This is a genomic window from Rhizobium sp. SRI_017, assembly GCF_057586295.1.
Genome location: NZ_JBYCZP010000010.1, coordinates 37,420 through 62,967, shown reverse-complemented (window position 1 = coordinate 62,967; position 25,548 = coordinate 37,420). Strand labels below are relative to the sequence as shown.

Genomic DNA, 25,548 nt, shown 5'->3' with positions numbered 1-25,548 from the left:
CGCGTCATGCGCCCTGTCAAAGGAAACGCAAATTGCATGCCACACGCGGGTCGAGACGTAAGGGATTGGATATATGAGGAAAATTGTCGGGGCGCGCGCTCGTGCCATCGAATTTCTCACGACAAATAGCTCAAGATGTATGCAAATCGAGTTTGCAGGCTAATTTTTGTGCATTTATAGGCGCGTTGTATACAATGAGCGGCCTAGCCAAGTTCGAGGGTCGTGACGCCGAAGACACCTGACAATCGCATATCAGGCGCGGCGCCGCGATACATGCGCATCGTGTCGAAGCCCTTCTCGAAAGCGAGATCGTCAAGATAGGCAGAGAAGCCGGCGGCCGGCTCGGGAACATCGATCGCTACCATTTCACCATTCGACCGAGCACAAAGGGCGACGAAGATCCGACTGGCATCATCCTCGCTCTCGGCAAAGAGCGGGCCGATCTTGTAGCCTTCATGGCATTTCCTCAGCACACCGTAGGCAGTAACGACGCCGTTTCGGATGATGGCGCGTACGGTGCGCGACCCGTCGAGCCAGGAGGCAAAAAATTCCGGTCGCGGTCCGGGATAGTGCCGCCGGTCAAATGCCGCGATTGCAGGAAGCAGGTCCGGGCCGATCGCCGAGACAGAGGGGTCGATATTCGACGGCAGGAAGCGGCCCGAATAGCGCCAGGTCCGGTAGGCGGCCGCAAAGCCCATGCCGCGGTAGTTTTCCTGCTGTGCCGGGACCCCGTCGAGGCCGACAGTCCGATTGCCGAGATGGACCATGCCGGCATCCCAGACCTGGCGGCCATAGCCTCGCCCACGAAAGTCCGGATGGGAGATATAGAGGCCGACAAAGCCGAAATCCGGGCCAGAGGTCACAGCGGAAATGCCCGCGGCCATGCGGCCATCGACGAAGCAGCCGAAAAACCCTGAGGGGTCGGCGGCAAGGAATGGTGCGGCGTCGTCAATGCCTGGATTCCAACCCTCGGCCTTGGCCCAGACAAGCAGTTCGGCCACATCGGGGAGCGATAGCTGTCGGATTTCCGTGGTCATCGGGCAAGCAGCAGATCGGGTGCGAAGGCTTCGAGCTTGCCAATGTAGAGTTTTGACACAGGCCTTGCATAGGCCCCGCGCTTGGCGGTGGTGAGGCCGAGCGCCACGAGCATCTCCGCCTGTTTCACGGCCGCAGCGACACCGTCGATGACGGGTACACCGAATTCCGCTCGGAGTTCATCGACGAGATCAGCCATGCCGGCGCAGCCGAGCACGATCGCTTCGGCCCGATCGGCTGCCAGCGCAGCCACGATCTCTTCGCGCAGACGTTTTTTGGCATTGGAGTTCGGGTCTTCCAGTGACAGCACGGGAATGTCCGCGGCGCGGACGTTGCAGCGATCGGCCATGCCGTAGCGGTGAACGAGATGTTCAAGCGGCTGGCGTGAGCGTTCCATGGTTGTCACGATCGTGAAGCGGCGCGCGATGAAGGCGGCCGCCGAGACCGCTGCCTCGCAGATGCCGATCACTGGGATGTCGGCGAGCGCGCGGGCGGCATCAAGCCCGGTGTCATCGAAACAGGCGATGATAACAGCATCTGCACCGTCCCGCTCGCCCTTCGCAAGTTCCACCAAAAGGCCCGGCACAGCGAAGGCTTCGTCATAATAGCCTTCGATCGAGACCGGCCCCATCGTGGACGTGACGGCACGGATCTCGGTCGCGGCGTTCTTCACCCGGTTGGCCGCATCCGCGATCGTTTCGGTCATGCTCGCGGTCGTGTTGGGATTGACGACCAGAATGCGCGTCATGCCGCTCATCCGCGCGCCCGCGCCCGGTTGAGGTAGACGATGAGGCCGAGCATGCTGAGGATGACGAGGAAGGAGAAGACCGTGGTCACCGTGCCCAGAGCATAGAGCACCGGCGTGGTGACGTTGGTCGTCATGCCGTAGATCTCGAGCGGCAGCGTGTTGTATGTGCCCGAGGTCATCAGCGTGCGGGCGAACTCGTCATAGGACAGCGAGAAGCCGAACAAGCCGACGCCGATCAGCGACGGCGCGATCATCGGCAGCACGACATGGCGAAAGGTCTGCCAGGACGTCGCACCGAGATCGCGTGCTGCTTCTTCGTAAGCCGGCGAAAAGCGATTGAATACGGCGAACATGATCAGCACGCCGAAGGGTAATGACCAGGTGAGGTGCGCTCCGAAAGCCGAGGTGTACCAGGACGGCTGGAAGCCGAGCTGGGAAAACAGCACGCCGATGCCGAGTGAGACGATGATCGACGGCACGACGAGGCTCGCGACCGAGAGATAGAACAGTGCCGTTGCGCCGAAGAACTTGCGGCGGAAGGCAAGTCCGGCGAGCAGCGAGACGACGACGGTGACGATCATCACCATGATGCCGAGAACAAGCGAACGTCGGAACGAGCCGCCGAAATCGCCGACCGCCTGCTTCTCGAACAGATTGGCGAACCAGTGGACCGAGACCCCGTTCAGCGGGAAAGTCAGGCCGCCATTCGGCCCCTGGAAGCTCAGGATCAGGATCGCCGACAGCGGTCCGTAAAGGAAGAGCACGAAGAGCGTGAAGAAGATCGCGAGGATCCAGAATTCCTTGCCGCGGCTTTCCGAATTCATCTTAGAGCTCCTTGCGGATGTCGACGATGCGCAAGATGCCGGCGACCATCAGCAGGACGAGGACCAGCAGCACCACGGCATTGGCGGCGGCAGCCGGATACTGCAGCAGCGACATCTGGTTCTTCATCATCAGCGCCACCGAGGCGCTCTGGCCGCCGGACATGACCTGCACGGTCGAGAAATCGGCCATCACGAGCGTGACGACGAAAATCGTGCCGATCGCCATGCCGGGCTTGGCGAGCGGGATGATGACATTGGTGAGGATCTGCATGCTCGACGCACCGGCGTCGCGCGCGGCCTCGATCAGCGATTTGTCGATGCGCATCAATGTGTTGAAGATCGGCGTGACCATAAACAGCGTATAGAGGTGCACCATGGCAAGCACGACGGCGAAATCGGAATAGAGCAGCCATTCGATCGGCTGCGGGATGATGCCGGCATTGACCAGCGCCGAATTGACCAGCCCGTTGCGGCCCAGCACCGGGATCCACGAGATCATGCGGATAATGTTCGACGTCAGGAACGGCACGGTGCAGACGAGGAACAGCACCATCTGCATGGCCGATGTGCGGATGTGGAAGGCAAGAAAATAGGCAACCCAGAAGCCGACGAAGAGTGTGATCGCCCAGACGACAGCCGCGAATTTCAGCGTGTTGAGATAGGTCTTCCAGGTGATCCAGGAGCCGAGCGTGTCGGTGTAGTTCGTGGTCAGGAAGTCGGGATACATCTGGGCGAAGTCGTAATCCCAGAAGCTGACCGTGGCGATCAGCGCGATCGGTATCAGCAGGAAGGCGCCGAGGATGAACAGCAGCGGCATAGCCTGCAGATAGGAGGCATGCTCGGCGAGCCCGCTGCCGGGTTTCCGCTTCCGTTCGCGGACGGCGATTGCTGTCGTGTCGGTTACGGCTGCCATGAATTGTCTCCTGTTGAGGCGAGAGGCACCGCGGGTGCCGCAAGTCTCCCTCCCCCTTGTGGGGAGGGTGGCCGGCAGGCCGGGAGGGGATCTCCTTCGATCCGACGAAAGACCCCTCCCTACCCCTCCCCACAAGGGGGAGGGGACCTGCCGAGATTCCTTACGCCGCGATGAACTCGTTCCAGCGCTTCACCATGTAGCGGTCCTCGTCCATGACCGAATTCCAGCACGCCACCCGGCCCATGCGTTCCTCGAACGAGCCGCCGTCGCGCACCGCGCCGGCCTTTTCCATGACCTTGCCATCAGGGGCGAGGATGTCGCCCTTGGCCGGCTTGCCCTCGATCCAGTAGCCCCATTCGTCCTCGGACATGAAGCCCTTGGCGGTGTCCATGCAGGCCGAGTAGTAGCCCTGGCGGTTGAGATAGCCGCCGACCCAGCCGGATGTGTACCAGTTGATATACTCATAGGCAGCGTCGAGCTGGGCGCCTTCGAGATGGCTGGCGAGACCGAGGCCGCCACCCCAGGAGCGATAGCCCTCCTTGAGCGGCTGGTATTTGCAGGCGATGCCCTTGGAGCGGACGGCGGCGACGGCCGGCGACCACATCGACTGGATGACGACTTCCCCCGAAGCCATCAGGTTGACGCTTTCGTCGAAGCTCTTCCAGAAGGCGCGGAACTGGCCGTCCTGCTTGGCCTTGATCAGGAAGTCGATCGTGGTGTCGATCTCCGCCTTGGTCATGTTGCCCTTGTCGGCATATTTGATGATGCCCATGGCTTCGCAGATCATCGCGGCGTCCATGATGCCGATTGAGGGGATGTTCAGGATCGAGGTCTTGCCCTTGAAGGCCGGGTCCATGATATCGGCCCAGGTGGTGATCTCGCGACCGACCAGGTCGGGGCGGATGCCGAGCGTGTCGGCATTGTAGATCGTCGGCATCATAGTGAACAGCTCGGTCTCACCCGAAGCGAAAGTCTTGGCGTCCTTGCTCTCGACATAGCCGACCGTGTGCGGCGCGGTGCCTTGGGCGATCACGCTGTCGGGCAGCAGCTTGCCGTTCTTGAACAGGCCGACGACCTTGTCGTAATATTTGAGCTTCTTGGTTTCCATCGGCTGGATCGCGCCCGATGGATAGACCTTCTTCAGGATCCAGTATTCGATGTCGGCGATGTCGTAGGAGCCCGGCTGGGTGACTGTGCGCTGCGCCGCGGCGTCGGAATCCGTTGCCGTCATTTCAAGCGTGATGCCGAGGTCGGCCTTGCACTTCTCGGCGATCGCATTGAGGTTCGACACGCCGGTGCCGAACTGGCGCAGCGTGATGTTCGATTGCGCCCAGATGGTGGGGAAGCCGGTGATCGTGCCCGTGCCGGCTGCAACGCCGACGGCGGCCGCACCGGTCTTGAGTAGCGAGCGGCGGGTAAGGCCCGTTTTCGTCTTGGTCGTGGTTTCGTTGATGCTGGTCATGCTGTTCTCCTTCCGTCCTTGTTGTCAGCTGTCGAGGCGGCCGAGGACGATGACGTCCCCTGCTCCCCAATGAAGTGGCAGCGCCTGGCCGACCGTGATCGGCTGGGCATAGAAATCGGTGTCGTCGAGGATCACGGTGAAATCCTCGATGCCTGCGCCGTTGACGAGCAACTTCACCGTCGCGCCGCGATATTCGATGTTCGAAACGATGCCGGTGAAGCCTAGGCCGGGTTGGGCGCTCTCGCCGATCAGCACGCGGTCATTGCGCACGGCGATATCGACTGGCGCACCGATCTCGCCCTGCCGGCCGGAAGCGAAGAACGTGCCGCCGCCCACGACGTCGAGCCGCACACCTGACGGCGTGACTTCGCCGATCTTGCCCGAAATCACATTGTGATCGCCCATGAAGCGGGCGACGAAAGCCGTGGCCGGCTGCTCGAATACGGTGCGCGGGTCGGCGGCCTGCTCGATCTTGCCGTCATTCATGATGACGATCAGGTCGGCCAGCGCCATGGCCTCTTCCTGGCTATGCGTCACATGCACGAAGGAAATGCCGAGCGAGGTCTGCAGCTTCTTGAGCTCGGCCCGCATCTTGATCTTGAGGAAAGGGTCGAGTGCCGAGAGCGGCTCGTCGAGCAGCAACGCTTCGGGATCGGTGATCAGCGCGCGGGCGAGCGCCACGCGCTGCTGCTGGCCGCCGGAAAGCTGCGCGGGCCTACGCGTCGCATAGGGCTCCAGCTGCATCAGCTTCAGCATTTCCATTGCCTTGGCCTGACGCTCGGCCTTGTCGACGCCCTTCATCTTCAGGCTGAAGGCGACATTGTCGATCAGGTCGAGATGGGGAAACAGCGCGTAGGACTGGAACATCATGGCCGTGCCGCGCTTGGCGGGTGGCAGGTCGGTGACGACCTTGGTTCCAAGGCGAATGTCGCCGGTGGAGATCGTCTCGTGGCCGGCAATCATCCGAAGCGTCGAAGTCTTGCCGCAGCCGGATGGACCGAGCAGGCAGCAATAGGTGCCCGCAGGAATCTTGAGGCTGATGGAATGAACGGCAGTCGTCTGCCCATAGATCTTCGATACGGAAACGATATCGATCTCGGCGGCCTTCGTCATGCGGCGCTCCCTTTTGCCCGCATCACTTCATGCATTCGCCGTGCCAGTTTCGCCGCAGCGCAGCAAAGAGCTTGAATCGAAAGGGAAATCGGCGGGAACATTCGGTCGAGCTTTTAGCTCTCTAATCTGTATGCGCAAAAGAGATGCAATTGTCGTCGATCAGCAGCATAAATCGTATGCAATTATTTTTCAGATGATCGCCATTCCCATTCGGCGATGCAGTCGCTAGATTTAGCGGATCAGGGATTGCCATATGAACATCGCCGAAAAAGACATTTCTGCCGACCAGAGCCAGGAAGACCGCGCCCAGTCCATTCGCGATGCGCTACGCGATGCGGTCGTCGATCGCCGGCTTGCGCCGGGCGCCAAGCTCTCAGAATCGGAAGTGGGTTCGCTCTTCGATGTCAGCCGCACGGTCGTGCGTTCGGTGCTGCAGATGCTCGCCTATGAAGGCCTCGTGAAGATCGAGCGCAATCGTGGTGCCTTCGTCTCCAATCCGTCGCCGGAGGAAGCACAGCAGGTTTTCGACAGCCGCCGGCTGATCGAACCCGGTATCGTTCGTGCCGCGGCCGGCAAGCTGTCACCAACCGATATCGCCGCGCTTCGCCTGCATCTGGAGCAGGAGGCCCATTTCATGAACAAGCGTGGGCCGACTGCCCGTCGTGCCGAGATCAAGGCGTCAGGTGATTTCCACCTGATGCTTGCAACGCATGCTGGCAATGCCATCCTCGAAAAATTCATGGACGAACTGGTGGCCCGCTCGTCGCTGGTCATCGCCCTCTATGGCCGCTCCGGCGTGTCGAGCTGCGGCCACAACGAGCACTACGCGATCCTCGATGCGCTCGAGGCAGGAGATGTCGATCGTGCCTGCAGTCTCATGCTGCATCACATCGATCATATCGAGGCCGATCTCGACCTGCGCGTCCAGGAAGGGCTGACCCTAAAGGATGCGCTGGCGCTCTGATTTGTGCCGATTGGCCTTCTTGCGAATTCACGTGAAGCTCGCGGTCAACTCCGCAGGAACTACCGTCAACACCACGGCAGTTCCCTTTCTTTGGATTCACACGCCAAGAGAGTTTTCGGAAATGCTTTCGCGACAACGTATGGCTGCACGTCTCTTAAAATGATCGATTCATCGATCACAGTTGCATTAGGACCGTCTATTTCTTGACTCGCTAATGTGAAGTGAAGAGTATCTCGCCGTGACCCTTGGAGCGTGGCGTGGAATATTCCGAAAGTAAACTCGATGCCCTGGACGCCGAGCTGCTGCACGCAGAGCGACGGCGCGACTGGATGTCGGGCGTGGCGACCACGCTCAAAGAGAAAAATCAACCCGCGCAGGCCGCAGAACGGCAATATGCCCATTTCGCATCCATGGTCCAGGCCATCAGAGAGATGCGCTCAAGGATCGAGCAGGCCATTATCGCGCAACGCGGGAATTCCGCGGCAGACTAGCCGTTGATCCGGGCGACGCCGTGCAATCGGCAGTTCGACCGCGCGGGCTGCTGACCTTCGTTGGTACGATCCGCGCGCGTTGCCCAGGACAGTTAGGGCCGCGAAGAACCTCCGAGGCCCGATCGCTCTCAATGACCCATGCCATGCGCACCGCCGGCCGGCTTCTTGATGAAGAAGGCGGTAACGACGGCACCGATGGAAATCACCGCGCCACACAGGAATGCGGCACGGATGCCGCTCGTGGTCGCGGCAATGACATCGCCGCCTGCGAGCGCCTCGCTCGAACCCCTCATCGTCATGATCGCGACGAAGAGAGCGGTGCCGGCAGCACCCGCGACCTGCTGCGTGGTGCCGATCATCGCACTGCCATGCGAATAGAGGTTGGGCGGCAGCGCGCCGAGGCTTGCCGTGAAGAGCGGCGTGAACATGAGCGCAAGGCCGATGCTGAGCACGATATGGGCGATCAGCAGCATCCAATAGGGCGTATCCTGCTGGATGAAGGTCAAGCTCCACATCAGGGCGCTGAACAGGATGGCGCCCGGAACGACCAGCGGCATCGGTCCATATTTGTCGAACAGGCTGCCGACCGTGGGCGCGCAGAGGCCCATGATCAGTCCGCCGGGAAGCAGAAGCAGCCCGGTCTGCAGCGTGGTCAGCCCCAGCACGTTCTGCAGATAAATTGGCAGCAGGATGAACACGCCGAACATCGACATCATCAGGATTGCCATCATCACGGCCGGAATGGTGAAGGCCTTGATTGTCAGCGTGCGCATGTCGAGCAAGGCCCGATCCTGCTTCTGCAGCAGCAACTGCCGCCAGATGAAGATGGCGATGGCCGCGGCGCCGAGGATGAGCGGAATCCAGGGCGAGACTGCGGGCGGATGGATCGCTGCCTCTCCCAATCCGCTCAGGCCGTAGACGAAGCTGCCGAAGCCGATTGCTGCGAGCGGAACGGAGATCACATCGATCGGCGCGCTGTGCGGCTCGGTGACATTCTTGATTTTCCAAGCGCCAAGCGCGAGGGCGGCCAGCGCGATCGGCAGGACGAGCAGGAACATCCAGCGCCAGTCGAGCGCCGAAAGTATGAGGCCCGATATGGTCGGGCCGATGGCCGGCGCCACGGATATGACGATCGAGATGTTGCCCATCGTCTTGCCACGCGATTCCGGCGGCACGAGATGCATGACTGTGGTCATCAGGAGCGGCATCATGATGGCCGTGCCCGAAGCCTGCACGATCCGTCCGACGACCAGCATGACGAATCCCGGCGAGAGAGCCGAAATCAGCGTGCCGGCGCTGAACAGCGACATGGCGAGGATGAAGACCGGTCGTGTGTTGAGCCGCTGCAAGAGATAACCGGTTACGGGAATGACGACGGCCATGGTCAGCATGAAGGCGGTGGTGAGCCACTGCGCCATGCTCGCGGAAATCTGAAGATCGTCCATCAGGTGCGGCAGGGCGACACCCATGATGGTTTCGTTGAGAATGACGACGAAGGCCGACACGAGGAGAAGGCCGATGACGAGCTTGTTGCGGGCGCTCTGGTCTTCGGTGCCGGGGATATTTTCGACATCGGAAATGGCTTGGGTATCGAGGGTCATAGCGGAACCTTGAAATGAATGCAGGATTGATCGCTCTCACAGCATGAGGGAACATCCTCACGACGTATGGCTGAGAGCCGATCCGACAATGCGGGTTACATTTTCTGCGCACAGGGCGGTGGCAGGATGGAACGGGTATTGCGTATGTTGGTTTTGTCGACGGTTGGAAGAAGGTTGGATCAGAACATCTGCCCGTCCACCCGGATGCTGTTCCGGGAGCACGTGGCCGTCGGGCATGGTGAGGTTCCCAAAATCATTCCCCACCACTAGCATCGGTCGCTCCGCCAGAGGCGACCAAGCGGCGCCCCATTAGCGCATGAGCTGGGCGTTGTCCAGCGTTTTGACCTCAGGGTTGGAGGATTGAATGAAACCCCGCATTTCCGTCTTCGGCGTCGCTGATCGCGAACCATCTCTGGCATTCTATCGGGATGGTCTCTATTGACTTTTGTCATTCTTGAGGGAGCCGGAGAAGCAGTATGGCACGCGTGATCGTCATCGGAGCAACAGGACATGTCGGGACTTATCTCGTGCCGCTTCTCGTTGAGGCCGGCCATGAGGTGGTCGCCATCAGCCGTGGCCGGGCGGAACCCTACCGGGCGCATCGTGCCTGGCAGAACGTCGAGATCAGGCAGATGGATCGCGAAGCGCTGGAAAAGGCTGGCAACTTCGGCAAGGAGATCCTGGCGCTCAAGGGCGAGATCGTCATCGACAAGATCTGCTTCACGCTCGAAAGCGCGCGGCAGCTGGTCGAGGCGCTGTCCGGCCATGTCAGCCATTTCCTCCATACCGGTACGATCTGGACACATGGCACCTCGGCGATCGTGCCGACGCCGGAGGACGCGCCAAAGCGACCCTTCGGAGACTATGGCGTGCAGAAGGCGGCGATCGAGCGATACCTGCTCGAAAAGGCGCGTATGGAACGCTTTCCCGCGACCTTGATCCATCCGGGCCATATCGTCGGGCCAGGCTGGAACCCTCTGAACCCGGCTGGCCATTTTAATCCGGCGGTATTCTCCACGCTCGCCCGTGGCGGAACCCTGGCGCTGCCGAATTTCGGTCTCGAGACGGTCCATCATGTGCATGCGGATGACGTCGCAGGCCTGTTCATGGCCGCCATCACCAATTGGAGCGCATCGGTCGGCGAAAGCTTCCATGCGGTTTCGGACAAGGCCTTGACGCTGCGCGGTTACGCGGAGGCGATGTCGGCCTGGTTCGGCAAGGAGCCGAAGCTCGAATTCCTGCCTTATGAGCGATGGGCGGAAAGCCAGACGCCGGACGATGGGCAAGCGACCTGGGAACATATCGCGCGCAGCCCGAACTGCTCCATGGAAAAGGCGAGGCGCCTGCTCGGCTTCCAGCCGCGCCATAGCTCGCTGCAATCGGTGCAGGAGGCGGTCGAGTGGCTGATCGCCAATGGACGCGTTGAGCGCTGACCGAGATCCAGACTAGAGAGTGCCAAAGTGCCGGATCATCCGCTCGCCATCCGGCTCCGCGTCGGCGATGAGCTTGAAGGCGCCCACCGCTTGATACACGGCCATGCCACCGCCATTGAGGATCCGGCATCCTCGCCTGGTCGCCGCAGCAAGCAGCGCTGTTTGCAGCGGAAAATAGATGATCTCAGCCACCCAGTGCCGCGCTGTGAGAAGGTCGGGGTCGAAGGGCGTGCCGGGATGGGAGGCCATGCCGACAGGGGTGGCCTGGACCACGCCGGACGCAGCCGAAAGGGCGGCCTTGAGGTCTTCGCCGGCGACAAACCGGCAATCCGGATGCGCGGGCGCCAGCCGGCTTTGGACCGCGGCGACACGCGCCGGATCGACGTCGAAGATCGTCAGTTCTCGCGTACCCATTCTCGCCAGCGCATGCGCCACGGCAACTCCCGCTCCGCCGGCGCCGATGAGAACCGCGTGGCTGAGATCGGCGCCGGGCAGGCCGCCGCGGAAGCCTTGCTGGAAGCCCCACCAATCGGTGTTGTGCCCCTGCCGCTTGCCGTTCTTGAAGGTGATCGTGTTGATCGATTGCAAGATGGCCGCATCGTCGGAGAGCGTGTCGACATGGGCGATGGCCGCCTGCTTGCAGGGATGGGTGATGTTGAGGCCGGAAAATCCTTCCGCCTCCGCCTTGGCGATGAGGCCGCCGAGCGCTTCCGGTCCGGCGCCGAGCGTATCGAGATCGATTAGGTCGTAGCGATAGTCGATGCCGTGATGCCGGCCTTCTGCCATATGCAGCGCGGGCGTGCGCGAGAGCCCGATGCCGCTTCCAATCAGACCCGCACGCACCACGCGCGTCATTGTTCCCGCAGAAGACGGCAAAGCTCCACCCGGCCCATACTTTGATTTGGCGCCGGCGGGTTGAATTGGCCGGCCCATCTAAAATGTACGAACTGGTTCGTAATGTCAATCGGCGGGCAGACGCTGTTGGGATAGCACGCTATGACGGAAAGTCAGTTTGCAGATTTCAGGTAGGACAGGACCATGTCCGAAATGATCAGCCGGTGCCTGGCCTTAAGCGCGCCTTCCATCAGGTCGCGGTCGAAGATCGCGCCGAATGTGTGGCGGTTGGAGACACGGAAGAAGCAGAGCGCGGAGATCATCTGGTGCAGGTCGACCGGATCGATGCGGCGCTTGAATGCGTTCTCCCTGTAGCCCCGTTCGAGGATCGCGGAGAGAATGGCGATGATGCCGGAATTGGCCTTCTGCAGCACATCGGTGTTTCTGAGATGCTCAGCGCGATGGATGTTCTCTATGCTGACGAGCTGGATGAAATCCGGGTTGGCGTCGTCATGGTCGAAGGTCGAGCCGACAAGCGTCCGCATCGCATCTTCCGGGGACAGGTCTTCGAGATTGAGGCGAGTCTCGAGCGAGCGGATCTTCTGGTAGGCGCGTTCAAGGACGGCGAGATAGAGGCCTTCCTTGCTCCCGAAATAGTAATAGATCATGCGCTTGGAGGTCTTGGTCCGCTCGGCTATCTGGTCGACGCGCGCGCCGGAAAAGCCGGAGCTTACGAACTCTTCGGTCGCGACGGCGATGATATTCTCTTTCGTGCCGTCGGGATCGTTCTTCCGTGCGACACGCCTTTCGGCAGACTGCATTTCCAGGACCTTTTCAATCCATCCCCGTTTGAGGGCGTAAGCCAAATCAAAGATATCGGCAAGTCAGCCGCCAAATCAGGTCACTGGCACGCCTTCGGGCCGGATATGGCGTTTCTGCGCAGCGATGCGGAAGATTGCGTTCGGTGCGCCATAACCGCGATAGCCACGCCGCTCGACGATCTCGAAGAAGAACCCCTCGCCATAGATCGGGCTGTAGAGCTGGAAATATTCGCCATGCTCGTCGCGATCATAAAGGATATTGGCGGCACGCAGGCGCTCGGCGAAATCCGGCTCCAGGCCGAAGCGGGCTTCGAGGTCGTCATAGTAGTTGCGGGTGATCTGCAGCGGCGTAAAGCCATTGGCTGTGAGCGCCGCCGCCGTTTTGAAAATATCTGATGTCGAGAAGGCCACATGCTGGATTGACGAGCCGAAGCTCTCGGCGAGAAAGTGGCCGGCCAGCGTCTTGCGGTTCTCGGCGCCGTTGAGCGTCACGCGAAACGAGCCGCTGCTATTCTCCACCACCTGGCTGCGGACGATGCCTGCCGAATCTATGATATCGACTATCGGCGACTTCCTGATATCGAGCAGCGAATTATAGAACAGGACCGTGGTGAGCAGATCCTCGTAGCTGACGGTCTGGGCGACATGGTCGATGCGTTCCAGACCCGCCGACCTGATATTTCGGTCGTCCTCGACGGCCGAGAATTCCCGGGTCCAGACGGAGGCGAGGGACTTGCTATCGTCGAGGAAATAGCAGATCCCGCCGCCGGGACCGTAGATCGCCGGTATCGCGGTCTCGCCCGATGGCACGGGTTGGGTGAACCGCTCCGAGCCGAGGGCGGCCGCGCGTTCCACGGCCTCGGCCGCATTGCCGACCTCCAGTCCGAAGGCGTAGGCGGAGGTGCCGTGGAGATGAAAGGCGGCGCTGGCAAAACCGGTCTCCTCGGTATTGACCACCAGCCTGATATCGCCCTGCTGGAAAAGGTCGACCTTCTTGGATGCGTGTCGCCCGGCGCGGCGGAAGCCGAGCGTATGGAGCATGTCTACGAGTTCGGGACTCTCTGATTTGTCGGCGGTGAATTCCACGAAGGAGACGCTTCTGACATCGATGCGATCCGGCATGGCCGGCACCGTGAGTGCGGCTTCCGGCTCAGCGCGCTTGACCTGGTCGCCGAGATGGATGAGCGAACGCCTGCCGTCGACGGCGATCGCGCGGGTCGAACCGCCGCGAAACTGGTCGTTGAAGATCTCCAGCGAGAGGTAGCCGTCATAGCCGGTCGCCGCGACCGCCCGCATGAAGCCGGTGACATCGAGATCGCCCTCGCCGGGCATGTTGCGGAAATGGCGGCTCCAGTAGAGCAGGTCCATGTCGATGGCAGGGGCATCGGCGAGCTGGACGATGAAGATTTTTTCCTTTGGGATCGAGCGAATCGAATCCACCTCGATCTTGCGGGCCAGCGTGTGAAAACTGTCGAGGATGAGGCCGACATTGGGGTGATCGGCGCGGCGCACGATCTCCCAGGCATCGCGATGATCATGTATGTGTCGGCCCCAGGCGAGCGCCTCATAGCCGATGCGCAGGCCGCGCTTGGCCGCGCGCTCACCGAGCTCGCGGAAGTCGGCGGCGGCACGATCGAGGCCGCCAAGCGAGATGGGCGAGACGTTGGAGCAGACCAGCACGAGGTCTGCGCCGAGTTCCTGCATCACGTCGAACTTGCGCTCGGCCCGGTCGAAAGCGCGGCTGCGCTGCGGCTCAGGCATACCCTCGAAATCGCGGAAGGGTTGGAACAGGGTAATCTCGAGCCCCTGATCCCGCACGATCTGTCCCACCTCGCGCGGTGTCTTGTCGAAGGCCAGCAGGTCGTTTTCGAAGATCTCGACGCCATCGAATCCAGCCTCCGAGATGGCGCGCAGCTTGGCGTCGAGCTCGCCGCTCATGCTCACGGTAGCGATCGAGATTTTCATCCCTTCCTCCTGCTCTAACATCGTCGGTGACGGCTTCTCCGAACGACCGTTGACATAAACGAACTATTTCGTACAATATTTTTCAGTCGCGGAGGAGCGATAAATTTGGCACCTGTTGAATGGTGCGAGGAGGAGGAAATCATGACGTTCAACCTGACCCGTCGCCATTTCATCGGCGGCGCCGTCGCCGCGGCGACGCTGCCCATGCCTGCGCTCGCGCAGGACAAGCCCGTTCTCAAATTCTCGGCCGTGTTCTCGGAACAGGACATCCGCGCCGAGATGACCAAGATGTTCGCCAAGGAGATCGAGGGCTCGTTCAAGCTCGAGCCGTACTACGGCGGCAATCTCTTCAAGCAGGGCACCGAACTTGTCGCGCTTCAGCGCGGCAACCTGCAGATGGGCAATATCGCCCCGCAGGATTTCGCCAAGCAGATCCCCGAATGGTCGGTGCTGAGTTCGGCCTACCTGTTCCGTGACGCTGCCCACGTGCAGAAGTTCTTCGCCAGCGACCTGGGCGCCGAATACAAGAAGATGGTGGAGGACCAGCTCTCCGTCCACATTCTCGGACCGACCTATTTCGGCTCGCGCCAGGTGGGGTTGAAGCCCGACAAGAAGATCACGACGCCGGCCGACATGGGGGGCATCAAGCTGCGCATGCCCGGCGGCGATGCCTGGCAGTTCCTCGGTACCGCGCTTGGCGCCAACCCGACGGCCATGGCCTATGCCGAGGTCTATACGGGTTTGCAGACCGGCGCGATCGATGGCCAGGACAATCCGCTGCCCAACGTCAAGAACATGAAGTTCTACGAGGTGATGTCGCAGATCGTGCTGACCTCGCACCTCATCGGCTACGACCTGCTCACCGTGTCGAGCAAGGTCTGGAGCGAGATGTCGGCCGAGCAGCAGACGGCCTTCCAGGCCGCAGCCGACAAGGCAATGACCTGGAGCCAGGGCGAGCATATCAAGCAGGAAGGCACCCTGATCGAGGAATTCAAGAAGGCTGGGCTCAACATTTATGAGCCCGACGTCGCCGCTTTCCGCGCGTTTGCGCGCGAGAAATATGCCGGCTCCGAACTGTCCAAATCCTGGGCGCCCGGTATCATCGAGAAGGTCGAAGCAATCTAGCTCGATCTGATCGACGCGAATGCGGCATCGGCGGATGCCGCATTCGCAAATCTGGAATGGGACGACATCAGATGCACTGGCTTACGAAATACGCGGCCCAAGGCGAGTGGCTGCGGCGGCGGGCGGAGAATGTCCTCGCGTTCCTGCTCTTGCTGATGTTCGCCGCCTTCATGCTGCAGATCTTCTTCCGCTACGTGCTCAAATGGCCGATCGGCTGGACCAACGAGATCAGCGTGGCGCTGTGGATCTGGATCGTGCTCTTCGGAGCCGCCTTCGTCGTGCGCGAGAGCGAGGAGATCCGCTTTGACCTGTTCTGGGCCGGCGCCGGCGACAAGGCGCGGCGGGTGATGGTGCTGGTCATGGCCGCGGCGCTGATCGCGACATTCGCTCTCTCGCTGCCTGCCGTGATCGACTATGTGATGTTCATGAAGGTCGAGAAGACCGCCTATCTCAAGATCCGTTTCGACTGGCTCTATTCCATCTATGTCGTCTTCGCCCTTGCGATGATCGTCCGCTACCTCTGGCTCGGCATCCAGGCGATATCAGGAAAGGCGCCGGAGGCCTATGATCCGACCAAGGCGGGCTCCGGCGTATGAACCTCGCAAGCCCCTTCTCGATCGCCATCATTCTGATGACGTTCCTTGCGCTGATCGGCATGCCGATCGGGCTGTCGATGATCTGCGGATCGGTCCTCTACCTGTTCCTCACCGGTGCCGACATGGGCACGGTGGCGGAACAGTTGCTGAACGGGATGTATACCAACTACATCATCCTCGCCGTGCCGCTCTTCATCCTCGCCGCCGAGTTCATGAATATCGGCTCGATGACCGAGCGGCTGCTGACATTCTGCAACGTGCTGGTCGGTCGTTTCCGCGGTGGACTGGCCCAGGTCAATGTCGTCCAAAGCATCATCTTCGCGGGCATGTCCGGTTCGGCTATCGCCGATGCCGCGGGCTCGGGCCGGATGATGCAGAGCATGATGACCCGGAACGGCCGCTACACGCCGAGTTTTGCCGCGGCGCTGACGGCCGTGACCTCGGTGATCGGCCCGATCATCCCGCCATCCATTCCGATGGTTCTTTATGCGCTGGTCTCCGATGCATCAATCGGCTACCTCTTTCTCGGCGGCATGGTGCCAGGCCTGCTGATGGCTGCCCTGCAGATGATGCAGGTGGCGATCACCGCGCGGCGGAAGAACTTTCCGGTTGAAGAGGCGGTGCCGCTCCGCGACATTCCGCGCATTACCTGGAGGGCATTTCCCTCGCTGATGATGCCGGTTCTCTTGCTCGGCTGTATTTATACCGGAGTGACGACACCGACCGAAGCTGCGGCGCTGGCCGCTGCCTACGCGTTGATGATTTCGGTGGTGCTCTATCGCTCGATCAGCTTCCGGGACTTTTATGGCTCGCTCCTCGTCAGCGCCAAGACCTCGGCCTCGATCGGCATGCTGATCGCCGGCTCGCTGGTGTTCAATTACGTCGTGACCGTCGAGAACATCCCTGACAGTATCCGCGTGCTGCTGACCGGCTGGGAGATGACGCCGACGACCTTCCTCATCCTCGTCAATGTCATTCTGCTGATCCTGGGCTGCATCCTCGAAGGTACCGCCATCCTGCTGATCATCGTGCCGGTCTTCATTCCGACAGCGCAGGCGCTCGGCATCGACATGGTGCATTTCGGCGTGGTGGTCGTCGTCAACATCATGCTCGGCCTGGTGACGCCGCCCTATGGCCTGCTGCTTTTCATCATGACCAACATTTCCGGCGCGCCGGTGAAGGACATCATCCGCGACGCGGCACCCTTCATCTTCTGGATGGTGGTGTGCCTCTTCATCATCACCTTCGTGCCGGAGACGGTGCTCTTCCTGCCCCGCCTGCTGGGCTATCAGGGGTAAAGCAATGACCGATTTGAAGCCGCTTTATGTCCTCAATGGGCCGAACCTCAATCGCCTCGGCAAGCGCGAGCCGGAAATCTACGGCAAGACGACGCTATCAGAGGTAGAGGCGATCTGCCGCGACGCTGCCGGCGACTGGGTTGTCGAATTCCGCCAGACCAACAGCGAAGAGCGGATGATCGACTGGATTCACGAGGCGATCGACGATGCGGCAGCCATCATCATCAACCCCGCCGGCTGGACTTTCACATCGATTGCCATCCTCGACGCGCTCAAGATGTTTCCTGGCCCGATCATCGAGTTCCACATTTCCAACGTCCATCGGCGCGAGGCGATCTATCACAAGTCGCTGGTCTCGATGACGGCAACGGCCGTCATGGCCGGGCTTGGCGCGGAGGGCTATCGGACGGCGGTCGGGGCCGTTCGCGACCTTGTGGGTCGCGGCATGCGATAGAGATCAGTTCCGGCTCTGCAACCAACTGAATATGTTAGTCGCATGGGGCCGCTCGATGTGAACGCGCAGACGACCCTCGCCCTGCCAATAGACGAATGCCGGCAAGCCCGCAAACATGGTGGAGGCGCTGGGGCCGCCATTGTTCGGATCGATCAATACCGCTTCGCCGATCAGATCGTCGAGTCCGGAGCCCGAGAATTCGAACACATGATACATCGCCGAAACGTCGGTCATCGCGAAACCATCGGCATGCCAGCCTGCCGTGACGAGGGCTGGATCGGGATCGATGGCGAGAATGCGGTCGCGGGCAACGCGCAGGGTTGCCCGGTCGCTCGAGGCTACGCCGAAAGCACCGATGCCCTGGCCGAAAGGCGCGAGGTTGCCCGATACCAGATATTGGCGGAGACCCTCGATGGTCGTAAGGTTTAGCCCCGGTGAGACTTCGGCGACCTCCCGCCAATTCGGGATCCGCAGCCAGGTTTGAGCGAGGTCAAGCATTGAGGCGGGCTCCTTCCCGATCGAAGGCACAGGGCTGGACGATACGTGCCTTCCGGATCTCGCCGAAATGCCTGATATCGATGACTTCGCCATGCCTGCTCATGCCACGCTCGATAAGACCGAGCGCGATCGGACGCTTGAGGTTGGGGCTCATGTAACTCGAAGTGACATAACCGATCGAGCGATGCGCCTTGCCGCTTCCTTCGACACCATGAGCGCCGGCGACCAGCATCGGACCGCCATCGGCCACTTCGAGGCCGACGAACTGGGTGCGGTCCACCTTGCGCGCCTCGTCCATGACAAGCGAGCGACGGCCGAGGAACTCGACCTTCTTGTTCTTGAGCGGTCCGTCGAGTCCGAGATCTGCCGGGCGCGTCAGGCCGTCGGTATCCTTGCCGCAGATGATGTAGCCCTTCTCGGCGCGGAGTAGCAGCAAGGCTTCGGAACCGAGCAGAGAGGCATCGAAATCGCGGCCGGTGGCGCGGAGATGGCGCCAGAGGGGTTCGGCCTTATCTGATCGAATCGAGATTTCATAGGATCGGTCGCCGGTGAAACTGACGCGGGCGACGCGGATCGGATCGCCACGGAATTCGCCATGGGTCAGCGACATATGCGGCAACGCCTCGTCGGCGAGATCGATCCCGAGCCGCGCAGCCGCCATCAGATCGCGCGAACGTGGGCCGGTGACGGTCATCGTCGCGTAGTTCAAGGTGGCGTTGTGGACGAAGACCTTTGTGCGGTCGAAGCGATCCTGCCGCCAGTCCTCGAGGATCGCGTGCACACCGGCGACATGCGAGGACGAGCAGGAGACGACGAAATGGTCATCCGCCAGCCGCACCAGCACACCGTCGTCATAGACGATGCCGCTCTCGGTGAGGATGAAGCAGTAGCGGCACTTGCCGGGCTTCAGCGTCGAGACGGTGTTGTAGAAGATGAAGTCGAGGAATTCGGCCGCCTGCGGCCCGATCACCTCGATCTTGCCGAGCGTCGAGCCGTCGAACAGCGCCACCGACTGGCGGGCTTCGAGTGCTTCTCGCGCCATTTCCGTGTCGACATCGCCCTTGCCGTAGAAGGCCGGACGCAGCCAGCCGCCATATTCCTGGAAGGTCGCGCCGTCGTCGCGGTGCACGGTTTCGAGCGGCAGCCGCCGGATGGGATTGAACAGGATACCCGAACGGCGGCCGGCGAAGCTCGCGATCGGCACCGGCGTGAAGGGCGGGCGGTAGGTCGTGGTGCCGACCTCCGGGATGGTGCGGCCGGTCAGCGTCGCCATCAGGGCCAGGCCATTGAGGTTCGACGTCTTGCCCTGGTCGGTCGCCATGCCGAGCGTGGTGTAGCGCTTGAGATGTTCGACCGACTGGAAATTCTCGCGGGCGGCGAGTTCGACGTCCTTGGCGGTAACGTCGTTCTGGAAGTCGATCCAGACTCGGCCCTTCTGGCCGGGTTCCGGCCAGTGCGGAGAGATCGAATAGGCCGATCCGTCCAGTGTGAAGTCGCCGGCTGCGGCGCCAACCATTGTCACGCCCGGCAGATCGGTGCCCGGCACGAACGCCTGGCTGGCGTCATCCCATCTCAGCTTGCCCTTGGCCTGACCGTAGAGATGGATGGTCGGTGTCCAGCCGCCGGAGGCGAGCAGGGCATCGCAGGCGATGCGCGTGCCGTCATCGAGGACCACAGCGGTCACGGCATGGCGGCCGACCGCCTCGACGACGCGTCGGCCGGACGTGATGGTCACATTTGGATGTGAGCTTGCCGCCGAGGAAGCACGGCTGTCGACAAGATGCACCTTCGCGCCGGCAGCGGCAAGCGCCTCAGCGACTTCAAGGGCGGAGGAATTGTTCGCAGCGATGACGATCTCGCGTCCGACCACAACGCCATGGAGCCTGAGATAGGCGAGCGCGGCATCGGCGGACATCACGCCGGGTAGGTCGTTGTTGGCGAAGGGCAGGGGCCTCTCGATCGCGCCGGTGGCCAGCACAATCTCCTTCGGGCGGGCCCGCCAGAGCGTGTCGAGCCGCCCGTCGCGGTGGCGCTGGTTCAGGCCGACCATGTTGTGATCGTAAATACCAAAGGCAGTCGTGCCGGAGAGCACCGTCACGCCAAGCGTATCGAGTTCAGCGATTGCGGCTGCGAGCCACTGTGCGGCCGGCTGGCCGTCGATCGTGACGCCAAGATCGCGATGCAGCAGCGCGCCACCGAGCGTCCAGCGCTCGTCGACAAGAATGGTCTTCTTGCTCTCGCGTCCGGCAGCCAGGGCTGCCTTGATGCCGGCGGGACCACCGCCGACGACCAGCGCATCGCAATGGGCGTTGACCTGTGCGGCGAGGCCGGTCTTCTTCCAACTCGTCGAAACCGATCCGAGGCCGGCCATCGCGCGGATACGCTTTTCGAACAGGTGCCAGTTCGGAAACATGAAGGTCTTGTAGTAGAAGGCCGCCGGGATGAAACGCGAGAAGCGGTCGAGATAGGCGAACTTGTCGGCAAGCGCGTCAGGGCTGCTGTTGACGCTTTTGGCATCGAGACCATCGACCAACTCGACCACCGTGGCACGGCTGTTGACCGACGGGCCACGATCGCTGCTGACATCGACCAGCGCATTCGGCTCCTCGGAGCCATGGCCCCAGATGCCGCGCGGGCGGTGATATTTGAAGCTGCGGCCGATGAGCTTGACGTCATTGGCAAGCAGCGCCGAGGCGAGCGTGTCGCCGGCAAAGCCCCGATACGCCTTGCCGTCGAAGGTGAAGGTCAGCAGGCGGTTGCGGTCGATCGCGCCACCTTCGGGGAGACGGTAAGCGGTCATGCGGCGGCTCCCGAAATCCTACCCCTCACCAACTTCGGCCAAGGGTTCGTTTCACTCACCCGGCCTTCGTATCCTCTCCCACAAGGGGAGAGGTAGGGTGCCACGCCTTCGGCCCCTGCTTGAGGCAAGGCGGTGCCGCGGCTGTTACCTCGCCCCTTGTGGGAGAAGATAGCAAGTCCGCGTGAGACGAAGTCGAATGCATGGACGCGCTTGGTGAGGGGTAAACTAGCCAGTCCCATCACACGCTCCCTTCCGGCAGCAGCGCGGTCGATGAAGCGACGGCATGGGTCACGGTATCACGGGTCATGGTGAAGACTTCCATGCAGGTGAGGTGCTTCCAGATTTCCTTGGATTCGCCTTTGGGATTGTTGTGCAGGAACAGATAGCCAGACCAGGTCTCGGTGCCGACCTCCATGAAGCCTTCGGGGCGAAGGTTGCCGAGGTCGCCGGCGAAGTGGAATTCCGTCTCGGGACGCGGGCCGCAGAACGGGCAGGGGAAAACTTGCATCTCTCGTCCTTCAGTGCGGGATGCCGGAGCCGGCGGCTTCATCGATCAGGCGTCCGGTCTGGAAGCGATCGAGGCCGAAGGGCTTTGACAGTTCATGATGCTTGCCGGTCGCCAGCAGGTGGGCCAGCATGACCCCTCCCGCCGGAATGGCCTTGAAGCCGCCGGTGCCCCAGCCGCAGCTGAGATAGAGACCGGGAAGCGGGCACTCACCGAAGATCGGCGACGAGTCCGGCGTCACGTCGCAGACGCCGCCCCATTGCCGCATCAGCTTGAGCTGGCCGAGCGACGGGAACATTTCGAGCAGGCCCGAGAGCACGGTTTCGAGCTGGGGCAGGTTGCCGCGCTGGGCATAGGACGGGGTGCGGTCGATACCGCCGCCGATGACGAACTCGCCCTTGGCCGACTGGTTGACATAGGTGCCGGTGGCGGGCGCGAGAACCGTGCAGGCAAGCGCCGGCTTGACCGGCTCGGAAACGCAGGCCTGCAGCGTGTAGGAAATGATCGGCAGCCGGAAACCGGCCTTTGCCGCCATCTGCGAGGTATGGCCGGCGACGGCGAGGCCGACATGTTCGGAGCGGATCGGTCCCCTCGATGTCATCACGCCACGGCAGCGGCCGCCCTCGATGATGAAGTCGGTGACCTCGCAATTCTGGATGATGTCGACGCCGAACCGGTCAGCACCGCGGGCATAACCCCAGGCGATGGCATCATGGCGCGCCGAGCCGGCGCGGCCCTGCCAGACACCGCCCCAGACCTGGAAGCGCGCATTGGGCGACAGATCATAGAGCGGCAGCATCTTCTTGATTTCGGAGACGCTGAGGATCTCGGCGTCGGTGCCGTTGATCTGCATGGCATTGACCAGACGGGCGGCGATTTCCATCTCGCCCTTGGAATGGACCATGGTCAGCACGCCGTGCTGCGAGAACATGATGTTGTAGTTCAGTTCCTTGGAAAGGCCCTCATAGAGCTTCATCGAATATTCGTAGAGCGCGGCACTTTCCGCGTAGAAATAGTTGGAACGGATGGTGGTGGTGTTGCGGCCCGTATTGCCGCCGCCGAGCCAGCCCTTTTCGATGACCGCGACATTGGTGATGCCGTGATATTTGGCGAGGTAATAGGCCGTCGCCAGACCATGGCCGCCGCCGCCGATGATGATGGCGTCATAGCTCGATTTCGGCTCGGGCGAGCGCCAGGCGGGCTGCCAGCCTTTCTGGTTGGCGAAGCCTTCCTTGATCAGGGAGAGAGCGGAATAGTGGCGGGTCATACGGTTGGCCTCGCGCTTGCTCTCATTGAAGTCTTCCCCTTCGTAAATCAAACCGAGGTGTGTTTCACCCCTCACCAACTTCGGCCAAGCGATCGACTAACGCCTCTCGCGGCCTGCGTATCCTCTCCCACAAGGGGAGAGGTAGACTTGTGGCACCGCCCTACCACAAACGAAGGACGGCGTTTGTGGCACCCCTACCTCTCCCCCTGTGGGAGAGGATAGCAAGACCACATGAGACGTAGTCGAATGCTGGTCGCGCTTGGTGAGGGGTGAAAAGCAGCACTCGAAAGCGCGACCGTAGCCCAATCAACCCCGCATCACCTTACCCATCGGGTCATACGGCGAATCCTCAATGATCCGGCACGTCTTCTCATCGCCGACGATATGCGTCGTCAGCTCCAGGCCCGGCACCGCATATTCCTTCTCGACGAGCGCCAGCGCGATCGACTTGCCGATCGTGTAGCCGTAGCCGCCCGACGTGACATAGCCGATCAGCTTGCCGTCCTTCCAGATCGGCTCGTAGCCGGAGGCGTCGGCGTCGGTGGCATCGACCACCAGCGTCACCAGCTTGCGCTTGGCGGACTGGGTTTCCTTCTCTGCGACGGCCGCCTGCTTGCCGACAAAGTCGGGCTTGGAGAAGTCGATGAAGCGGTCAAATAGCGTTTCCTGCGGCGTATAGCCCTGCGTGAACTCGCGGTTCCAGATGCCGTAGCTCTTTTCGAGGCGCATCGAGAGCGAGGCACCGAAGCCGACTTCCTTGAGACCGATCTCGGCACCGACCTTGAGCAGCGTCTCGCGGACGGTGCGGTGGTAGGCGGCCGGGATGTTGATCTCGAAGCCCATCTCGCCCGTCACCGACATGCGGCCGACCTTGGCGGTGGCAAGGCCGATATCGACGGTCTTGCAGCCAAGGAATTTCAGGCCGTTGTTGGAGACATCATCCTCGGTCGCGCGCTGCAGCACCTCGCGGGACTTCGGGCCGCAAAGCGAGAAGCCGACCCAATCGTCCGACAGGTCGCGAACGGTGACGCCGGCCTCGAGGAACTGTTCGTACCAGCGCATATGCCATTCGCGCAGGTAGTAGGAGCCCATGATCCACCAGGTGCCGTCGCCCCAGTTGAAGATCGTGAGGTCGCCCTTGAGCTTGCCATTGGGCGCTAGCATCGGTGCGAGGACCGAGCGGCCCGCTTTGGGCAATTTGCAGGCGAAGACGTGGTCGAGCCAGCGCTCGGCATTCGGGCCGGAAACTTCGTAGCGCGAATAGCCGGAGATATCGATGAGGCCGGCATTCTCGCGGGTGTGCAGCACTTCCTTGCCGACGATGTCGAAAGCGGTGGAACGGCGCAGCGTGTGGTTTTCCTCGTAATCCTTCGACGGCGCGAAATAGAGCGGCACTTCGAGGCCCCAGGAATTGCCCCAGCGGGCGCCGGCCTCGGTCATCTGGTCGTAGGACGGCGAGACCTTGAGTGGACGGCCGGCAGGAAGCTGCTGGTTCGGATAGGTCATCACGAAGCGGCGGGAATAGAACTGGCCGGTCGTTTCCTTGATATACTGGCGGTTGGAGGCATGCTTGCCGTAGCGGGCAATGTCCATGCCGTAGATGTCGTCCTGCGGTTCGCCGAAGATCATCCATTCGGCCAGGGCCTTGCCGACGCCGCCGCCCTGCATGAAGCCGGCCATCACGCCGCAGGCGACCCAGTAGTTCGTGACGCCGCGGACCGGGCCAACCAGCGGGTTCCCATCGGGCGTGAAGGTGAAGGCGCCGTTGACCCAGCGCTTGATGCCGGCGGTCTCAAGGATCGGGTAGCGCTCGTAGCTGAGCGTCAGTTCGTGCTCGATGCGCTCGGGGTCTTCCTGGATCAGGTCGAAACCGTAATCCCAGGGTGCGCCGTCCATGTTCCAGTGGCGGTGGTCGAGTTCGTAGATGCCGAGCAGGATGCCCTTCTGCTCCTGGCGGAGATAGGAGAAGCCGTCGAGGTCGACCATGGTCGGCAGTTCGGGACCCTTGAATTCCTGGATCTCCGGAATGGCTTCGGTCACCAGATACATGTGCTCGAGCGGCGAGACCGGCAGTTCGAGGCCCGCCATGCGGCCGACCTGCTTGGCCCAGAGGCCGCCGGCATTGATGACATGCTCGGCATTGACGGTGCCCTGTTCGGTGACGACATCCCAGGAGCCGTCGGGCTTCTGGTTGAGTTCGGTCACGCGGTTCTTTTCGACGATCGAGGCGCCACGCATGCGCGCGGCCTTGGCATAGGAATGCACGACGGCGGACGGATCGATATGGCCTTCATTCTCGGCGAACATGCCGCCGATGATGCCGTCGGGCTTGATGAAGGGAAATTTTTCGAGGATTTCCTCGACGCCGATCATGCGGACGTCATCGATGCCGGTCGACTGGAAGACGCGGAGCGAGGCCTTGAGTGCATCCCAGCGGTCGGGATTGCAGGCATAGGAAATGCCGCCAGTCGTGTGCTTGGAGATGTTGACGCCGGATTCCTTCTCGACTTCGGAGAGAAGGTCGATCGTGTAGGCGTGCAGCGTCGCAACGTTCGGGTTGGAATTGAGCGCGTGGAAGCCGCCGGCGGCATGCCATGACGAGCCCGAGGTGAGCACGTTGCGCTCGATCAGCAGCGTGTCCGACCAGCCATATTTGGCGAGATGGTAGAGAATGGCGGTGCCGACCACGCCGCCACCGATGACCACGACTTTGTAATGCGACTTCATTCGACTCCCCTGCATCCCGCTGCGGATAATGTATAGACATATTTCGATTTACGCCAGCGCAAATCGCCAAGATT

The 25,548-nt window shown here is 61.7% G+C and carries 22 protein-coding genes; 7 read left to right on the top strand and 15 right to left on the bottom strand.

What is annotated here, in order from left to right; genetic code table 11:
- Positions 1 to 203: 203 nt before the first annotated feature.
- From AC2YI2_RS21215 to AC2YI2_RS21190, 6 genes are all read right to left on the bottom strand, one after another.
- The gene (locus AC2YI2_RS21215) at positions 204 to 1,037 is read right to left on the bottom strand and encodes a GNAT family N-acetyltransferase (protein ID WP_487388484.1); all 834 of its coding nucleotides are present in this window, start codon (positions 1,035 to 1,037) and stop codon (positions 204 to 206) included.
- Positions 1,034 to 1,783, bottom strand: a complete 750-nt coding sequence (locus tag AC2YI2_RS21210; protein ID WP_487388483.1) for an aspartate/glutamate racemase family protein — start codon at positions 1,781 to 1,783, stop codon at positions 1,034 to 1,036. Before AC2YI2_RS21210 ends, AC2YI2_RS21215 begins: the two co-directional genes overlap by 4 nt.
- Before the next feature lie 5 nt (positions 1,784 to 1,788).
- The gene (locus AC2YI2_RS21205; protein ID WP_487388482.1) at positions 1,789 to 2,607 is read right to left on the bottom strand and encodes an ABC transporter permease; all 819 of its coding nucleotides are present in this window, start codon (positions 2,605 to 2,607) and stop codon (positions 1,789 to 1,791) included.
- 1 nt (position 2,608) lies between these two features.
- Complete coding sequence (locus AC2YI2_RS21200) at positions 2,609 to 3,520, bottom strand: ABC transporter permease (RefSeq protein ID WP_487388481.1); 912 nt, start codon at positions 3,518 to 3,520, stop codon at positions 2,609 to 2,611.
- A gap of 160 nt (positions 3,521 to 3,680) precedes the next feature.
- On the bottom strand, positions 3,681 to 4,982 hold the full coding sequence (locus AC2YI2_RS21195) for an ABC transporter substrate-binding protein (RefSeq protein ID WP_487388480.1): 1,302 nt from the start codon (positions 4,980 to 4,982) through the stop codon (positions 3,681 to 3,683).
- Between the two features lie 24 nt (positions 4,983 to 5,006).
- Positions 5,007 to 6,095 (bottom strand): ABC transporter ATP-binding protein, encoded by a 1,089-nt coding sequence (locus AC2YI2_RS21190; RefSeq protein ID WP_487388479.1) that lies wholly within the window; start codon positions 6,093 to 6,095, stop codon positions 5,007 to 5,009.
- Between the two features lie 253 nt (positions 6,096 to 6,348).
- On the opposite strand from AC2YI2_RS21190, the gene AC2YI2_RS21185 reads away from it, so the two are divergent.
- Together AC2YI2_RS21185 and AC2YI2_RS21180 are read left to right on the top strand one after the other, a co-directional pair.
- Complete coding sequence (locus tag AC2YI2_RS21185) at positions 6,349 to 7,059, top strand: GntR family transcriptional regulator (RefSeq protein WP_487388478.1); 711 nt, start codon at positions 6,349 to 6,351, stop codon at positions 7,057 to 7,059.
- Between the two features lie 257 nt (positions 7,060 to 7,316).
- On the top strand, positions 7,317 to 7,550 hold the full coding sequence (locus tag AC2YI2_RS21180) for a hypothetical protein (protein ID WP_487388477.1): 234 nt from the start codon (positions 7,317 to 7,319) through the stop codon (positions 7,548 to 7,550).
- A 128-nt stretch (positions 7,551 to 7,678) separates the two neighbouring features.
- Here the strand turns inward: AC2YI2_RS21180 and AC2YI2_RS21175 are convergent, their stop codons facing one another.
- A complete protein-coding gene (locus AC2YI2_RS21175) occupies positions 7,679 to 9,151 on the bottom strand; it encodes a DHA2 family efflux MFS transporter permease subunit (protein ID WP_487388476.1) in 1,473 nt (490 codons plus the stop codon).
- Positions 9,152 to 9,627: 476 nt separating this feature from the next.
- On the opposite strand from AC2YI2_RS21175, the gene AC2YI2_RS21170 reads away from it, so the two are divergent.
- The gene (locus tag AC2YI2_RS21170) at positions 9,628 to 10,584 is read left to right on the top strand and encodes an NAD-dependent epimerase/dehydratase family protein (RefSeq protein ID WP_487388475.1); all 957 of its coding nucleotides are present in this window, start codon (positions 9,628 to 9,630) and stop codon (positions 10,582 to 10,584) included.
- A gap of 12 nt (positions 10,585 to 10,596) precedes the next feature.
- Here AC2YI2_RS21170 and AC2YI2_RS21165 read toward each other — a convergent pair whose 3' ends face one another.
- The 3 genes from AC2YI2_RS21165 to AC2YI2_RS21155 form a co-directional block, all read right to left on the bottom strand.
- A complete protein-coding gene (locus AC2YI2_RS21165) occupies positions 10,597 to 11,439 on the bottom strand; it encodes a shikimate dehydrogenase (protein ID WP_487388474.1) in 843 nt (280 codons plus the stop codon).
- A 152-nt stretch (positions 11,440 to 11,591) separates the two neighbouring features.
- On the bottom strand, positions 11,592 to 12,239 hold the full coding sequence (locus tag AC2YI2_RS21160; protein ID WP_487388473.1) for a TetR/AcrR family transcriptional regulator: 648 nt from the start codon (positions 12,237 to 12,239) through the stop codon (positions 11,592 to 11,594).
- A gap of 75 nt (positions 12,240 to 12,314) precedes the next feature.
- On the bottom strand, positions 12,315 to 14,204 hold the full coding sequence (locus AC2YI2_RS21155) for a bifunctional sugar phosphate isomerase/epimerase/4-hydroxyphenylpyruvate dioxygenase family protein (RefSeq protein WP_487388472.1): 1,890 nt from the start codon (positions 14,202 to 14,204) through the stop codon (positions 12,315 to 12,317).
- 141 nt (positions 14,205 to 14,345) lie between these two features.
- Here AC2YI2_RS21155 and dctP point away from each other — a divergent pair, with 141 nt between their 5' ends.
- The 4 genes from dctP (at position 14,346) to AC2YI2_RS21135 (ending at position 17,677) form a co-directional block, all read left to right on the top strand.
- The gene (gene dctP, locus AC2YI2_RS21150; protein ID WP_487388471.1) at positions 14,346 to 15,329 is read left to right on the top strand and encodes a TRAP transporter substrate-binding protein DctP; all 984 of its coding nucleotides are present in this window, start codon (positions 14,346 to 14,348) and stop codon (positions 15,327 to 15,329) included.
- A gap of 71 nt (positions 15,330 to 15,400) precedes the next feature.
- A complete protein-coding gene (locus tag AC2YI2_RS21145) occupies positions 15,401 to 15,925 on the top strand; it encodes a TRAP transporter small permease (RefSeq protein ID WP_487388470.1) in 525 nt (174 codons plus the stop codon).
- Positions 15,922 to 17,223: a TRAP transporter large permease gene (locus tag AC2YI2_RS21140; RefSeq protein ID WP_487388469.1), complete on the top strand. Its 1,302-nt coding sequence runs from the start codon at positions 15,922 to 15,924 to the stop codon at positions 17,221 to 17,223. Before AC2YI2_RS21145 ends, AC2YI2_RS21140 begins: the two co-directional genes overlap by 4 nt.
- 4 nt (positions 17,224 to 17,227) lie before the next feature.
- Positions 17,228 to 17,677, top strand: a complete 450-nt coding sequence (locus AC2YI2_RS21135) for a type II 3-dehydroquinate dehydratase (RefSeq protein ID WP_487388468.1) — start codon at positions 17,228 to 17,230, stop codon at positions 17,675 to 17,677.
- Between the two features lie 3 nt (positions 17,678 to 17,680).
- Here the strand turns inward: AC2YI2_RS21135 and AC2YI2_RS21130 are convergent, their stop codons facing one another.
- From AC2YI2_RS21130 to AC2YI2_RS21110, 5 genes are all read right to left on the bottom strand, one after another.
- Complete coding sequence (locus tag AC2YI2_RS21130) at positions 17,681 to 18,175, bottom strand: hypothetical protein (protein ID WP_487388467.1); 495 nt, start codon at positions 18,173 to 18,175, stop codon at positions 17,681 to 17,683.
- Positions 18,168 to 20,975 carry a 2Fe-2S iron-sulfur cluster-binding protein gene (locus AC2YI2_RS21125; protein ID WP_487388466.1) on the bottom strand — a complete coding sequence of 936 codons (2,808 nt, stop codon included), beginning with the start codon at positions 20,973 to 20,975 and terminating at the stop codon, positions 18,168 to 18,170. The genes AC2YI2_RS21130 and AC2YI2_RS21125 overlap by 8 nt, the downstream gene beginning before the upstream one ends.
- A gap of 238 nt (positions 20,976 to 21,213) precedes the next feature.
- A complete protein-coding gene (locus AC2YI2_RS21120; protein WP_487388465.1) occupies positions 21,214 to 21,483 on the bottom strand; it encodes a sarcosine oxidase subunit delta in 270 nt (89 codons plus the stop codon).
- A 10-nt stretch (positions 21,484 to 21,493) separates the two neighbouring features.
- Positions 21,494 to 22,747: a sarcosine oxidase subunit beta family protein gene (locus AC2YI2_RS21115; protein WP_487388464.1), complete on the bottom strand. Its 1,254-nt coding sequence runs from the start codon at positions 22,745 to 22,747 to the stop codon at positions 21,494 to 21,496.
- Positions 22,748 to 23,053: 306 nt separating this feature from the next.
- On the bottom strand, positions 23,054 to 25,474 hold the full coding sequence (locus AC2YI2_RS21110; RefSeq protein WP_487388463.1) for a GcvT family protein: 2,421 nt from the start codon (positions 25,472 to 25,474) through the stop codon (positions 23,054 to 23,056).
- Between the last annotated feature and the right edge of the window lie 74 nt (positions 25,475 to 25,548).

What these genes read in the sequence shown, in the direction of transcription:
- AC2YI2_RS21215 (WP_487388484.1), bottom strand. Translation starts at nt 1,037, where the DNA reads ATGACCACGGAAATCCGACAGCTATCGCTCCCCGATGTGGCCGAACTG.
- AC2YI2_RS21210 (WP_487388483.1), bottom strand. Translation starts at nt 1,783, where the DNA reads ATGACGCGCATTCTGGTCGTCAATCCCAACACGACCGCGAGCATGACC.
- AC2YI2_RS21205 (WP_487388482.1), bottom strand. Translation starts at nt 2,607, where the DNA reads ATGAATTCGGAAAGCCGCGGCAAGGAATTCTGGATCCTCGCGATCTTC.
- AC2YI2_RS21200 (WP_487388481.1), bottom strand. Translation starts at nt 3,520, where the DNA reads ATGGCAGCCGTAACCGACACGACAGCAATCGCCGTCCGCGAACGGAAG.
- AC2YI2_RS21195 (WP_487388480.1), bottom strand. Translation starts at nt 4,982, where the DNA reads ATGACCAGCATCAACGAAACCACGACCAAGACGAAAACGGGCCTTACC.
- AC2YI2_RS21190 (WP_487388479.1), bottom strand. Translation starts at nt 6,095, where the DNA reads ATGACGAAGGCCGCCGAGATCGATATCGTTTCCGTATCGAAGATCTAT.
- AC2YI2_RS21185 (WP_487388478.1), top strand. Translation starts at nt 6,349, where the DNA reads ATGAACATCGCCGAAAAAGACATTTCTGCCGACCAGAGCCAGGAAGAC.
- AC2YI2_RS21175 (WP_487388476.1), bottom strand. Translation starts at nt 9,151, where the DNA reads ATGACCCTCGATACCCAAGCCATTTCCGATGTCGAAAATATCCCCGGC.
- AC2YI2_RS21170 (WP_487388475.1), top strand. Translation starts at nt 9,628, where the DNA reads ATGGCACGCGTGATCGTCATCGGAGCAACAGGACATGTCGGGACTTAT.
- AC2YI2_RS21165 (WP_487388474.1), bottom strand. Translation starts at nt 11,439, where the DNA reads ATGACGCGCGTGGTGCGTGCGGGTCTGATTGGAAGCGGCATCGGGCTC.
- AC2YI2_RS21160 (WP_487388473.1), bottom strand. Translation starts at nt 12,239, where the DNA reads ATGCAGTCTGCCGAAAGGCGTGTCGCACGGAAGAACGATCCCGACGGC.
- AC2YI2_RS21155 (WP_487388472.1), bottom strand. Translation starts at nt 14,204, where the DNA reads ATGAAAATCTCGATCGCTACCGTGAGCATGAGCGGCGAGCTCGACGCC.
- dctP (WP_487388471.1), top strand. Translation starts at nt 14,346, where the DNA reads ATGACGTTCAACCTGACCCGTCGCCATTTCATCGGCGGCGCCGTCGCC.
- AC2YI2_RS21145 (WP_487388470.1), top strand. Translation starts at nt 15,401, where the DNA reads ATGCACTGGCTTACGAAATACGCGGCCCAAGGCGAGTGGCTGCGGCGG.
- AC2YI2_RS21140 (WP_487388469.1), top strand. Translation starts at nt 15,922, where the DNA reads ATGAACCTCGCAAGCCCCTTCTCGATCGCCATCATTCTGATGACGTTC.
- AC2YI2_RS21135 (WP_487388468.1), top strand. Translation starts at nt 17,228, where the DNA reads ATGACCGATTTGAAGCCGCTTTATGTCCTCAATGGGCCGAACCTCAAT.
- AC2YI2_RS21130 (WP_487388467.1), bottom strand. Translation starts at nt 18,175, where the DNA reads ATGCTTGACCTCGCTCAAACCTGGCTGCGGATCCCGAATTGGCGGGAG.
- AC2YI2_RS21125 (WP_487388466.1), bottom strand. Translation starts at nt 20,975, where the DNA reads ATGACCGCTTACCGTCTCCCCGAAGGTGGCGCGATCGACCGCAACCGC.
- AC2YI2_RS21120 (WP_487388465.1), bottom strand. Translation starts at nt 21,483, where the DNA reads ATGCAAGTTTTCCCCTGCCCGTTCTGCGGCCCGCGTCCCGAGACGGAA.
- AC2YI2_RS21115 (WP_487388464.1), bottom strand. Translation starts at nt 22,747, where the DNA reads ATGACCCGCCACTATTCCGCTCTCTCCCTGATCAAGGAAGGCTTCGCC.
- AC2YI2_RS21110 (WP_487388463.1), bottom strand. Translation starts at nt 25,474, where the DNA reads ATGAAGTCGCATTACAAAGTCGTGGTCATCGGTGGCGGCGTGGTCGGC.